The following is a 12986-nucleotide window of genomic DNA, read 5'->3' as shown; positions in this document are numbered from 1 at the left end:
TGTTGATACTGAGTTCTTTCGTGCATCGCAACACCTTATACGAAACAGGTGTTGCACTTCAGATTTGAGGCCGCCCCTCATTGCCTCGTGTGAAACCGTCTCGAAAACAGCGTTTAACCGGAAGTCCTCCGCCGCCTCAACTCCCGCGAGAAGTTGCCTCACGGCGTGACCCCGAGGGAGCAAGACAGCCGGGTCGTTGGCGAAGTCGCGCAGCGGTAGCGATTGATAGGTCGCTAAACGGTGGCCCAACGGCACCATTGCAATGATTGGTTGCCGGTTGCTGGAGAAGAACTGAACGTCGGCCCGCACAGGGGTGTGATAGGCGAGACCGATGTCGGCGCTGCCCTCCACAACGGCGGCCAAGATTTCCGCTGTACTCGCGGACGTCAAACGAACGGCGACATCTGGGTTGTTCTTAAGAACCAACGGCAAGACGTTAGTGAGAACGTCCGGAATCAAGCCATCGCCGCACCATAGCGTTACCGTCCCGCGTCCGACGCGGTCAATCTCTTTGAGCCGGTCCATCAGGAGTTCGGCATGCTCGACCTGTCTTTGGGCGAAGTCAGCGACAGCTCGTCCGGCTTCAGTCGGGGCTACACCTCGTGTCAACCTCTCCAGGAGAACGTGACCACATGTTGACTCAAGGTCAGCGATTTGACGGCTCACAGCAGATGGAGTGACGTGTAGAGCGTCAGCCCCCCCTCTAATCGAACCTGCGCGCACGACCGCGAGAAAGTATCGCAATACGCGTTGGTCTAATGCCTCGATAAGGGCAGGGCTTAACGGTTGTGCCACAGAATCTCCTATCGGTCTGCTGGCGCAGTCACGCGTACGCGTGTTGGCAGAAAATCGTACAGCGACAAAATAGTGAACTCAATTCAGCACTTACACTAATCGTCGCATTGACTGTTCACACGCAGAGCAGGTAGGTTCGGTCCGGCTTCTGAGTTCGGCCTTGTCCTGCGCCGCTGTATGCGCATTCGCTGTCAGGAATGCAACGAGCCAGGCTGTCAGGTGATTCAGTTATATCCAAGAATGGCATTCGACTTAACGTCCGCTCGATTGGCGACGTTGCCTGCAAGCGTGGCAGCGGGTGCTTGAAGCAAGATTGCATACGCGTTGAGGGATTTGGTCGGTGCCGTGTTTCCATGGCTTGGATGGCGACTGACCGGGTCGAACCGTTCTTCATCGACTACGTAAATTTGCAGAGCGTTCATCGTGATGTGATTGAGGTGAGGTGCTTCGTCCAGGCGGCCGCCTACGGAAGGGTGTTGGAACGCGTGTTGCAGCCATGAGGCGGTGGTTGCAACGTGATAGGAACGACGTGAAGTCATCGGTGGACGTTTTGCCAAGTGCGGAGGGGGCTATGAGGTGTTGAAAAGCGAGTCGCCCGCGTCGAGCGTTGGACGAGCGCCGCGATGGAGAGTTGTTCCTGAGCAGGCACTTGTAAGTTTTGCTCCGCGCGCCTATGCGCGATGAGTAAGTCACGCACCGGTGCGGTTTGAAGCTGGCTGTCGTAGAGTCTGAGAAGCGCTTCGACGGGTGCAATCGCGGTGGCCGTGAGACTCCAAGGAAGTTCTGGGCGAGCTGATAAGACTGTCTCGCCTAACTTCAAATCAACCTCAGTGAACATCGAAACGTCACCGACTCCGAAACCAGCGTCGAACAGGAAATAGGAGGCGAACATCGTGCGCACGATAGTTCCAAGGTGGAAGGCTGTGCCATGTTCTGTGCGCAGGGCGCTAAAGCAGAGGTGATTGCGAAGCGAAAGTTCGACGAGCGCGGCAGTGGAAAGCCCAATCGCCTTTTCGTTCAGCGGTTTAGAGGTAGCCTGAGCCATTGCGAGAAAAGTAGAATCAATTCGTCGACCAGGAGGAGTTGCTCCTGGACGACCGCTTGCTTACAGTAAGACCAACCTGGTCGTCAGTTTGCAGCTCTTTCGGACGAGGCGCGGCGGGAGACGCGTGTGTAATAGAAGACAACTAGCAGGCCAATCCACACGGGGCCCACGACGAGTGCCACACGCGTCTCTGGATTGAATGCCATGACCACAAGGACCACTACGAGGAACAAACCAGCCGCATACGAAGATATCGGAAAGAATGGCATGCGCACTGCGCTGGTCTGTATTTCCCGGCGCGACACTGACCGGCGGAAGCCGATGTGAGCGAGCAGGATGACTCCCCACGTCCAGATTGACGCGAAGGCCGAAATTGAGCTGAGCCAGTTGAAGACTTCGGCCGGAGCAAAGTAGTTGAGGACGACCCCGATGAACAGGAAAACAACGGAAATCAAGATAGCGCGTCTCGGCACGCCGTTGGCACCGGTCTTTGCAAAGGACGAGTAGGCCTGACCTTGATGTGCGAGGTTGAAGAGCATCCGACCAGTGCTGAAGATGCCGCTGTTGCAAGACGAGAGTGCCGCGGTCAACACGACGAAATTGATGATTCCAGCCGCCCCAGGAATACCCATGCGTTCGAACATCGCAACGAACGGGCTACCCTGAGTTCCAATCTCGTTCCACGGGTAGATGGACATGATGACGAACAGGGCCCCGACATAGAAGACGAGGATTCGCCAGAAGACTGAGTTGACTGCGCGCGAAAGTGACTTCGCCGGGTTCTTCGCTTCTCCGGCCGTCAGTCCCAGCATCTCGATGCCGCCATACGCGAATGCCACCATTGGCATTGCCAGCATAAGCCCCTTAAAGCCGTTTGGCGTAAAGCCACCATGCGTCCACAGATTGTGGATTCCGGTCGCGATGCCGGCGTTCCCGAATCCGAACACGATGGTGCCTACACCGAAGACAATCATCAGTATGATTGCGACTACCTTGACGAGCGCGAACCAGAATTCGAGTTCGCCATAAAGCTTCACCGCGATGAAGTTGACACCTCCCATCGTCAGGAGAGCCAGCAACGCCCATATCCAGTTCGGTACGTCTGGATACCAGACATGCATGTAGACGCCGACTGCGGTGATTTCGGCCATGCACGTGACAATCCATAGGAACCAATAGGTCCAACCGGTCAGGTAGCCTGCGAGTGGGCCAACATAGTCTTGCGCATATCTGCTAAACGACCCCGCGACGGGATTGTGTACGGCCATCTCGCCCAAAGCGCGCATGATGACGAAAATTGCAAGGCCGCAAAGTATGTAACTGAGGAGAATTGATGGGCCCGCGAGTTTGATTGCGGTGGCAGACCCGAGAAACAGACCAACTCCGATAGCGGCGCCGAGGGACATAAGCGTGACATGTCGCTCCTCGAGGCCGCGACGCAGGTTTTCGCCAGCGTGGCTCATGAATGTCTCCTGTTTTGTAATTCGAATTCCACGGGCAAGCGTGGAACTCGAACGAGAGTCAGTGGTCCAGCCGGACTGAACCACCGCTCTCTGAGTGAGTTTTCAACAGTCTGGAGACAAATGGGTTGCTCAGGGAGCCAAGCGGGTCACTATCTTTGTTCTGATTTTGTGTACACCCGCTGGAGAATGCTCGGTTAATTGCTCGTCTACGGAACAATCGCGACGCGCGGAATCGGAGCGCTAGCGCGCGCCGGCTTCTGACGGAGGCACCGAAACCTGAACGCCGCTGGACTTCGTCGTCATCGACCGACCGCGTAACCCTGCATGCCGCGTGTGGCGTCCTGATAGTGATAACGGAGCGGTTCCTCGACCGTTGCGGTCCCCGAAGCGCCCAACCTGCCTGCTGTTCTCGGCCGTCTACGCTGCCGTTCTCAAAGTTAGATGCCAATCGGGAAACCGGCGGTATTGTTCTGACGTCTCCGACCCTTCATCATGCTTTGCATTTCGGACTTGATTGGAGGGGACGGTGGGAGCAATCGAATATCAAGGAGGCGAGAGCCGAGTATTTGAGCCATCGGCAGACATAGTGGCTAGCTCGTCAGTGCCGGGAATGCATGCCTATCAGGACCTTGTTGCACAAGCTGTGCGCGACTACGAAGGGTTCTGGGCCAACTTGGCCGCGACGACGCTTGATTGGAGCAAGCCCTTCACCAAGGTGCTCGACGAGACGGAAGCTCCGTTCTACAAGTGGTTCGAAGATGGCGAATTGAACGCGTCTTACAACTGCATCGACCGGCATGTCGAGGCTGGAAATGGAAGCCGTCGCGCTATCGTTTTTGAGGCAGATGATGGCAAAGTCTCGTACGTCACATACGCCGACCTTCTTAACGGGGTCTCACGTTTTGCCAACGCGCTGAAAAGGCGCGGCGTTGGCAAGGGTGACAGAGTCGTCATCTATATGTCGATGTCCGTTCAGGGCGTCGTAGCAATGCAGGCTTGCGCTCGCATCGGCGCGACTCACTCAGTTGTATTCGGAGGCTTCTCGTCGAAGGCGCTCAACGAACGCTTAGTTGATGTTGGCGCGACTGCACTCGTCACAGCCGATGAACAGGTACGAGGAGGCAAGACGCTGCCACTGAAGTCCATCGCCGACGAGGCACTCGCTCTCGGCGGATGCGAAGCAGTGAAAAGCGTGATTGTGTATCAGCGCACCGGAGGAGAAGTCGCATGGAAGGAGGGCCGCGACTTCTGGATGCACGAGCTGACACAGACGGAGTCCGACCAGTGTCCGCCCGAACCCGTGGGCGCGGAGCATCCGCTCTTTATCCTTTACACCTCGGGGTCGACGGGAAAGCCCAAGGGGGTGCAGCACAGTACTGGCGGATATCTGCTTTGGGCGGCTCAAACGCTGAAGTGGACGTTCGACTGGAAACAAAACGATGTCTTCTGGTGCACCGCCGACATTGGCTGGATTACTGGTCACAGCTACATCACCTATGGGCCCCTCGCTCTCGGCGGCACGCAGGTCGTTTTCGAGGGCGTGCCTACGTTTCCAAACGCGGGGCGCTTCTGGGACATGATTGCGAGGCACAGAGTTTCGCTGTTTTACACGGCACCCACCGCAATCCGTTCCCTTATCAAGGCGTCAGAGGTAGATTCGAAGTCACATCCGAAGCAATTCGACCTCACCTCGTTGCGCATTCTTGGCACCGTAGGCGAGCCGATTAACCCCGAAGCCTGGGTCTGGTATCACGAGAACGTCGGCGGTGGCCGGTGTCCTGTTGTCGACACTTGGTGGCAAACCGAGACGGGCGGCCACATGATTACGCCCCTGCCAGGGGCGACGCCGCTCGTGCCGGGCTCTTGCACCTTGCCCCTTCCCGGAATCATGGCAGCTGTCGTTGATGAAACTGGGCAAGATGTGCCGAATGGTCAGGGCGGCATCTTGGTCATCAAACGCCCATGGCCCTCCATGCTGCGAAATATCTGGGGTGACCCTGACCGATACCGGTCAAGCTACTTCCCCGAAGAGCTTGGCGGGAAACTATATTTAGCGGGCGACGGCGCTGTGAGGGACAATGGCACGGGGTATTTCACCATCATGGGGCGCATCGACGATGTGTTGAACGTCTCTGGGCACCGACTCGGGACGATGGAGATTGAATCGGCACTTGTAGCGCATCCCCTGGTGGCCGAGGCTGCTGTCGTCGGGCGACCTGACGACACTACAGGCGAAGCGGTGTGTGCCTTCGTTACTCTCAAACGCGAGCTGCCCGTAGGGGAGGACGCCACCCAGCTGGCTTCTGAACTTCGCACATGGGTCGGTAAGCAGATAGGTCCAATTGCCAAGCCCAAGGACATTCGGTTTGGAGACAATTTGCCGAAAACTCGCTCTGGGAAAATCATGCGCCGCTTGCTCCGGTCACTGGCAAAAGGCGAGGAGATAACGCAGGACGTGTCTACCCTCGAGAATCCTACGATTCTTGAACAACTCGGCGAATCTCGCTAGCAGGTCAGTCTTAAGCGAATGCATGCAAAAAGGCGGCAAAAGCCGCCTTTTTGCTTTTAAAATGCGTCCATTTTCCGCCAATCGTTAACCCCTATGGTTCGGCAATTGTCCAGCGTCGAGGGCCATATTTCCCTTTTTTATCAAGGGCTTGGGACCGTTAAATTGGCTGTTCTCAAAATTAGAACAATATTCGCGCCTCCTTGCTATTGGTTCGGTTATTTTGCGAGACGACACTGTTTTCGCGCACCGGAAGTAAAGCACAGACGGTAAGCAACACGCGCACACACGCTGAACGTTTGGGGGTAAGTCGAATGCCCGCCTTGGTTTGGCTCCTAAGGCATACGATTCGGATACCTAAAAACAATCGTTTGATTCACCTAGTGGTTGGAGAACGTCAATGAAGAGCTTGAGAGTCATCGCGGTCAGCAGTGTCCTCGTCGCCGCAACGTCGGGATTGGCTAACGCTCAGGAAAGCACGGTGAAGCTCGGCTTCGCCGGACCGCTGACAGGTCAGAATGCCAATCTGGGGAAGGACGTCGAACGCGGAGCCCGAATGGCAGTTGATGACCTGAACGCCAATCCGCCGACCATCGGTGGCAAGAAGGTCAAAATCGAGTTGCAAGTTGAAGACGATGCAGGTGACCCCCGTCAGGCTACTCAGGTTGCGCAGCGCCTGGTCGATTCCGGGGTGAAGGGTGTGGTGGGTCACTTCAACTCAGGTGCGACGATTCCCGCGTCGAAGATTTACTACGACAATCGGATTCCCGAAATCTCACAATCTTCGACCAACCCGAAGTACACGCAACAGGGCTTTGATACTGCCTTCCGCCTTGTCGCCAATGATGGTCAACTTGGCTCCGTTCTCGGCAAGTACGCCGTGCAGAAGTGGAATGCCAAGACCTTCGCGGTCATCGACGACCGCACAGCATACGGTCAAGGCATCGCGGACGAGTTCCTGAAGTCGGCACAGGCGTCGGGTGCGAAGCTCGTCGCCCGCCAGTACACGACCGACAAGGCGACCGACTTCCGAGGTGCGCTCACAGCAGTGAAGGGCGAGAACCCGGACGTCGTCTTCTACGGCGGAATGGACGCTCAAGGTGGGCCGATGATTAAGCAAATGCAGGCGCTCGGGATGAAGTCCAAGTTCATGGGCGGCGACGGGATTTGCACGGGCGAACTGCCTAATCTCGCGGGCGTCGCGTTACAGGATAGACAGGTCATCTGCGCGGAGGCCGGCGGCATTACGCCCGAATACGCTGCTGGCATGGAGGACTTCAAGAAGCGATTCAAGGCAAAGTATGGGCAAGACGTGGTGATTTATGCGCCATACGCCTACGACGCTGTCATGATTCTGGTCGACGCAATGAAGCGCGCAGGCTCGTCAGACCCGGCAAAGTATCTGCCCTTTCTGCAGAAGACTGACTATAAGGGCGTTATCGGTGAAACCCGCTTCGACTCGAAGGGCGATTTGCAGAACGCAACGCTTACGCTTTACACCTTTAACGACGGAAAGCGTCAGAGCCTCGGAGTGCAGCACTGAGTCCGTGACCTTCAACCGCGTCATCGCCATGCGAGCGTGATGCGGTTTCTTCTCTCGTAAGCAGTAGCGCCCTGGCGTCTTTGCATGTGTCTCCTCAGCAAAGACGCCTTTTTTGCGCGCGTCAACTGCATCTAGCGTGTGCCACTTCCCACTCGAGCCTGTACCCGACTTCGGTCGGGCACGTTAGGCGCGCTTATGGTCGGAGTCTTCGGTATGGATATTTTTATTCAACAGGTCTTAAACGGCCTGGTGCTTGGTAGTGTGTACGCCATCATTGCCCTAGGTTATACGATGGTCTATGGGATTCTCGGCATTATCAATTTCGCCCATGGTGATGTGCTGATGGTTGGCGCGATGGTCGCGCTTTCCACGATTGGCGTTTTGCAAAACCATCTGCCGTGGCTCGGCAACGTCCCAATCTTGTGTATTGCGTTGGTCGTCGCGGCGTGTGCCTGCGCTGCAGTGGGCTACACAATCGAGCGCGTAGCCTACCGCCCGCTGCGCCGGGCACCGAAGCTGGCGCCGCTGATTACGGCCATCGGTGTATCCATCCTCCTGCAGACGCTCGCGATGATGATTTGGTCGCGCAATCCGCTCGCGTTTCCACAGTTGCTTCCGACTGACCCTATCAACGTTATCAAGGCGACTGATGCGACGCCCGGTGCAGTTATCTCAATGACGGAAATTGTCATCATCGTAACTGCATTCGTCGTGATGGCTGGCCTCCTGCTGCTCGTCCACAAGACGAAGCTGGGGCGCGCAATGCGGGCAATTGCTGAGAATCCTGGCAACGCGTCGCTAATGGGGGTGAACCCTAACTTCGTGATTTCGGCCACCTTCATGATTGGCTCAGCGCTCGCGGCACTCGCCGGGGTAATGATTGCATCTGAATATGGCAACGCACACTTTTACATGGGCTTCATTCCGGGCCTGAAGGCGTTCACGGCGGCGGTGCTTGGAGGCATCGGAAACCTCGGCGGCGCCATGGTCGGTGGCGTGCTGCTCGGGCTGATTGAACAACTCGGAGCCGGCTATATCGGCAAGCTCACGAATGACGTGTTTGGCAGCAACTACCAGGACGTGTTTGCCTTCATCGTGCTGATTATCGTGCTTGTCTTCCGCCCATCCGGACTCTTGGGTGAGCGCGTCGCAGACCGCGCCTGACGAGGAGAGAACAAATGACTTCCATTCCACAGATTGAACCGTCCACGACGCTGACCCCAGAACGACATCCGGCGAAGACCGCGGTTGTCGCCATTCTGACCGCCGTACTCGTAATCGCGGCTCCGATGGTGATTGGTGCAGCAGGCGGCAACTATTGGGTCCGCGTCCTAGACTTCGCGATGCTTTACGTGATGCTGGCGCTCGGCTTGAATATCGTCGTCGGCTTCGCCGGCCTGCTAGACCTTGGCTATATCGCGTTCTACGCGGTTGGTGCGTACACAGCAGCGCTTCTTTCCTCTCCGCATCTGTCATCGCAGTTCGAGTGGCTGGCTCAACTTGCTCCAAGTGGGCTCCACGTGCCTTTCCTCATCGTCGTGCCATGCGCAATGGGGCTCGCTGCACTCTTTGGAATTCTGCTCGGTGCGCCAACCCTAAGGTTGCGAGGGGACTATCTCGCTATCGTTACCTTGGGATTCGGGGAAATCGTTCGGATTTTCATGAACAACCTCGACCGTCCTGTCAATATCACCAACGGTCCGAAGGGCATTACGGGCATCGACCCGGTTCATCTAGGCGATTTCAGTCTGGCGCAGACGCAAACCCTCTTCGGAGTTAAGTTCCCGTCGGTCTACCTGTACTACTACCTCTTCGTATTGTGCGCACTGCTAGTTGTCTGGGTTTGCACAAGGCTGCAGCACTGTCGCATTGGACGAGCATGGGCCGCGATTCGCGAGGATGAAATCGCCGCGAAGGCGATGGGCATCAACACTCGCAATGTGAAGTTGTTGGCGTTTGCGATGGGCGCTTCATTTGGAGGCCTCTCAGGAGCGATGTTCGGCGCCTTCCAGGGTTTCGTGTCACCGGAGTCTTTTACGCTGCCTGAGTCGATTGTCGTGCTTGCATGCGTAGTGTTAGGCGGGATGGGGCATATCCCGGGCGTCATTCTTGGTGCGGTACTGCTCGCAGTTCTGCCCGAGTTCCTTCGGTCGACGATGGGCCCGCTGCAGCACATGCTCTTCGGCCACGAAATTGTCGATACCGAGGTCATTCGCCAACTCGTGTATGCGCTTGCGATGGTCCTCATCATGCTTTATCGCTCGGAAGGACTTTGGCCAGCGGCGAAGCACGAAGACAAAATCGCGAAAATTTCTAGGCGTAACGGCAAAAAGCCGGCTCGCGCATAGCAGGAAGTGAGGAATCGATGATGAGCGAAAGCAAAGTTCGGCTATCCGTCAAAGGTGTAAACAAGCGGTTCGGTGGATTGCAGGCTCTGTCGGACGTGGGGCTTGAGATTCAGGAGGGCTCAATCTATGGACTTATCGGTCCGAATGGGGCGGGAAAGACGACATTCTTCAATGTCATTACGGGTCTCTATACGCCCAATTCTGGGCAGTTCAGGCTCGACGGCGAGAACTACACGCCGACAGCGGTGTATCAAGTAGCGAAGGCCGGTATCGCTCGCACGTTTCAGAACATTCGATTGTTTGGTGGCATGACGGCGCTCGAGAACGTGATGGTGGGCCGCCATGTACGCACTAAGCATGGCCTTCTGGGCGCCGTGTTCCAGACGCCGGCCGAACGCTGTGAGGAGAGGGAAATCAAGGAGCGCGCGCTTGAGTTGCTCGAGTATGTCGGCGTGCTGCAATACGCCGATTACACATCGCGCAATCTTTCGTATGGTCACCAGCGTCGCCTCGAGATTGCACGGGCGCTCGCGACTGACCCAAAACTGCTTGCGCTCGACGAACCGGCAGCTGGCATGAACGCAACCGAGAAGGTCGAACTGACCGGCCTCTTGGACAAGATTCGCTCAGACGGCAAAACGATTCTTCTGATTGAGCACGATGTGAAGCTCGTGATGGGGCTTTGCAATCGAATGACGGTCCTCGACTACGGCAAGGTCATTGCAGAGGGCTTACCTCAGGATGTACAGAAGGACCCGAAAGTGATTGAGGCATATCTCGGCGCGGGGGTGCATTGATATGGCGACGACTAGCGCGTTGTTGAAGGTGAAGGGTTTGCAAGTGAACTACGGAGGCATCCAGGCGGTGAAGGGGGTGCATCTGGAAGTCGCGCAGGGCGAACTCGTCACGCTGATTGGTGCCAATGGCGCCGGAAAAACGACAACGATGAAGGCCATCACCGGGCTGAAGCCATTCTCCGGCGGCGACATCGAGTACATGGGGCAATCAATCAAGGGCGTGCCCACGCACGAGTTGCTCAAACGTGGCCTCGCGATGGTCCCAGAGGGCAGAGGCATTTTCGCCCGGATGTCGATTCTCGAAAATCTCCAGATGGGTGCCTACCTACGCGACGACAGGGACAGCATCGAGAATGACACCGAGCGAATGTTTGGCTTTTTCCCTCGGTTGAAAGAGCGCGCGTCTCAATTCGCTGGCACCCTATCGGGTGGCGAACAGCAGATGCTTGCGATGGCGCGGGCACTGCTCTCTCGCCCGAAATTGCTGCTGCTCGACGAACCCTCGATGGGCCTTTCACCCATCATGGTTGAGAAGATTTTCGAGGTCGTACGCGAAATATCGAAGGAGGGCCTGACGGTGCTCCTCGTTGAGCAGAACGCTCGCCTGGCGTTGCAAGCCGCGAATCGCGGATATGTGATGGATTCGGGGGCGGTGACCATGTCTGGCAATGCCGCCGAGATGCTTCACGACCCCAAGGTAAGAGCGGCGTACCTAGGCGAATAAAGACTACCGCGTCGGCCCGGCATTTCCTTGGCGGCTTGCGACGAACGCGTCGGCAAGCCGCCTTACCGCACGAGCGGGCAGCAATCCATCTTTGTTGTTCGCGCTGGAACTCACTCTGTCCATTTTGGACTTTCCCACATTCCCGTAACGCGTCGTCCAGTGCTACGCGGGCACTCGTGCACATAGGGTCGCTCCCGCCCTCATACGAGTCGGCGTAGGCAGACCTGCACCTTCGGCTTACACGCTTCCAAAATCGCTCCGGTGCTTTCCCTCCTTGACAGTTGCGAGACAAGGGCCGTCGACCCTCATTGCAGTCGTCTCCGCGACAGCGTCGATAGCTAACGCGACGCTTTTCGTAGGCCTGTGGCCGCCTGAAATTTGGGCCAGACGCCCGTCATTCGGACGCTCTGAGCGGACCCTTGCTTCCCGCGCTGGTACCGCCGTGTTCGTCTTCACTTCGCAGCCTTCGCCGGACGGTGCTGGCTTTTAGGGGGCGTGCAGTTTGCGGCAACACTACGTTCGACAAATGACACTTGTTCATTTGCCTCCCAAAAATGAATCTATCGCTGAGCTGCTTATGCCGTGAACCAGAGGAAAAGGGATATTGGACCATCCAGTGCGTAGGCAAAACTCTCAAAGCTCAATCTCAGCAATCCAACAGCCACCGTGGGAGCATTGAACCTATGTCAGACGATGTGTTGCGTCCGGAAAGTTTGAGCAGGCGAAAGGCCTTGGTTCTTGCAGCTAGTGCGGCGGCATTAAGCACGGTCCCATTCATAAAGAAGGCGAGGGCCGCGGACAGACGCATCGTCGTCCGAGACCCGGGCGGTCCGATTGGAGCCATGTATCAGAAGGTGTTCTATGAGCCCTTTAAGAAAGAGTCGGGGATTACCGTGGTTGGCGTTACAAGCGACTCTGAGCCGAGCGGCCTTATCAAGGCGATGGTGCAATCTAAGAATTACACTTGGGATGCTGCAATCCTCACGTCGTCACAAGTCGAAATACTCTCAAGCATCAACGCGCTGGAGCCGGTAGGGGCCGCTGGAAAGAACGTCTCGCAGATTCCGGACGACTTTAAGGGCGAGTTCTTCGTTGGGTCGGCTGTGACCGCGAGCATACTTGGCTATCGGACGGACCAACTCAAGACTTTTCCCAACGGATGGAAAGATTTCTATGAGCCGGACCGTGTACCGGGCAGGCGAGCACTTCGGAAGCATCCGTTCGATACGCTTGAGTCGGCGTTGCTCGCCGATGGAGTGCCAGCGAGCCAACTGTATCCATTGGACATCGACCGCGCTTTGAGGAAGCTCGAGGCGGTAAAGCGTAGCAATCCGGTTTGGTGGACATCGGGGGCGCAGATAACCCAAGCACTGACCAGCGGCGAAGTCGACATGGTGGGTGGCTTCGAGAATCGCATCGGGTATGCATTCGACGATGGGATACCCGGGGCGATGGTTTGGGATGGAGGGACATGGGTGTGCGAGGGATGGGCAATTCTCAAGGGAACGCCGAACGCCGGTCTCGCTCGCGAGTTCATTGAGTATGTGTCGGACGCGTCAAGGCAGGCAGCATGGGCACCACGTATGCGCCTAGGTCCTACCAACCCTGCCGCACTGGTGAACCTACCTCCGGATGTCGCTAAGAGGCTGCCCTCATATCCCGACAATCTCAAGAAGATGGTCAAAGTTAGCGCTGCGTACTGGCGAACGGAGCAAGCACGGGCGCTCGAACGCTTCAACGCGTGGCTTGCAAGCTGACCGGAGAC

The 12986-nt window shown here is 56.8% G+C and carries 11 protein-coding genes and 1 pseudogene; 7 read left to right on the top strand and 5 right to left on the bottom strand.

Going from position 1 to position 12986, the window contains the following annotated elements; all coding sequences use genetic code 11:
• The 5 genes and pseudogenes from AWB79_RS36905 to AWB79_RS36895 form a co-directional block, all read right to left on the bottom strand.
• The coding region (locus AWB79_RS36905) for a LysR substrate-binding domain-containing protein (RefSeq protein WP_232471136.1) at positions 1–525 on the bottom strand (525 nt) is incomplete at its 3' end.
• Positions 526–585: 60 nt separating this feature from the next.
• Positions 586–795 (bottom strand): annotated as a pseudogene (locus AWB79_RS41130) (helix-turn-helix domain-containing protein); the annotation flags it as partial.
• 224 nt (positions 796–1019) lie between these two features.
• Complete coding sequence (locus AWB79_RS39905) at positions 1020–1334, bottom strand: hypothetical protein (protein ID WP_157695932.1); 315 nt, start codon at positions 1332–1334, stop codon at positions 1020–1022.
• Positions 1331–1840 (bottom strand): hypothetical protein, encoded by a 510-nt coding sequence (locus AWB79_RS36900; RefSeq protein WP_061172410.1) that lies wholly within the window; start codon positions 1838–1840, stop codon positions 1331–1333. Before AWB79_RS36900 ends, AWB79_RS39905 begins: the two co-directional genes overlap by 4 nt.
• 83 nt (positions 1841–1923) lie before the next feature.
• Positions 1924–3303 carry an amino acid permease gene (locus tag AWB79_RS36895; protein ID WP_061172409.1) on the bottom strand — a complete coding sequence of 460 codons (1380 nt, stop codon included), beginning with the start codon at positions 3301–3303 and terminating at the stop codon, positions 1924–1926.
• 526 nt (positions 3304–3829) lie between these two features.
• On the opposite strand from AWB79_RS36895, the gene acs reads away from it, so the two are divergent.
• The 7 genes from acs to AWB79_RS36860 all read left to right on the top strand — a co-directional run bounded on the left by acs (position 3830) and on the right by AWB79_RS36860 (position 12978).
• Positions 3830–5812: an acetate--CoA ligase gene (acs, locus tag AWB79_RS36890; RefSeq protein WP_061172413.1), complete on the top strand. Its 1983-nt coding sequence runs from the start codon at positions 3830–3832 to the stop codon at positions 5810–5812.
• 397 nt (positions 5813–6209) lie between these two features.
• Positions 6210–7352, top strand: coding sequence for a branched-chain amino acid ABC transporter substrate-binding protein (locus AWB79_RS36885; protein ID WP_061172408.1), 1143 nt, complete (start codon positions 6210–6212; stop codon positions 7350–7352).
• A 213-nt stretch (positions 7353–7565) separates the two neighbouring features.
• The gene (locus AWB79_RS36880) at positions 7566–8516 is read left to right on the top strand and encodes a branched-chain amino acid ABC transporter permease (RefSeq protein WP_061172412.1); all 951 of its coding nucleotides are present in this window, start codon (positions 7566–7568) and stop codon (positions 8514–8516) included.
• A gap of 14 nt (positions 8517–8530) precedes the next feature.
• On the top strand, positions 8531–9700 hold the full coding sequence (locus tag AWB79_RS36875) for an ABC transporter permease subunit (protein ID WP_061172407.1): 1170 nt from the start codon (positions 8531–8533) through the stop codon (positions 9698–9700).
• 20 nt (positions 9701–9720) lie between these two features.
• Positions 9721–10497 (top strand): ABC transporter ATP-binding protein, encoded by a 777-nt coding sequence (locus AWB79_RS36870; protein ID WP_061172406.1) that lies wholly within the window; start codon positions 9721–9723, stop codon positions 10495–10497.
• Between the two features lies 1 nt (position 10498).
• On the top strand, positions 10499–11221 hold the full coding sequence (locus tag AWB79_RS36865; protein ID WP_061172405.1) for an ABC transporter ATP-binding protein: 723 nt from the start codon (positions 10499–10501) through the stop codon (positions 11219–11221).
• A 731-nt stretch (positions 11222–11952) separates the two neighbouring features.
• The gene (locus AWB79_RS36860) at positions 11953–12978 is read left to right on the top strand and encodes an ABC transporter substrate-binding protein (RefSeq protein WP_157695931.1); all 1026 of its coding nucleotides are present in this window, start codon (positions 11953–11955) and stop codon (positions 12976–12978) included.
• Positions 12979–12986: the final 8 nt, after the last annotated feature.

The sequence above is a fragment of the Caballeronia hypogeia genome (genome assembly GCF_001544875.2).
GTDB lineage: Bacteria > Pseudomonadota > Gammaproteobacteria > Burkholderiales > Burkholderiaceae > Caballeronia > Caballeronia hypogeia.
Note: the sequence above shows the minus strand (reverse complement) of the source record. Positions and strands in the feature narration are given on the sequence as shown.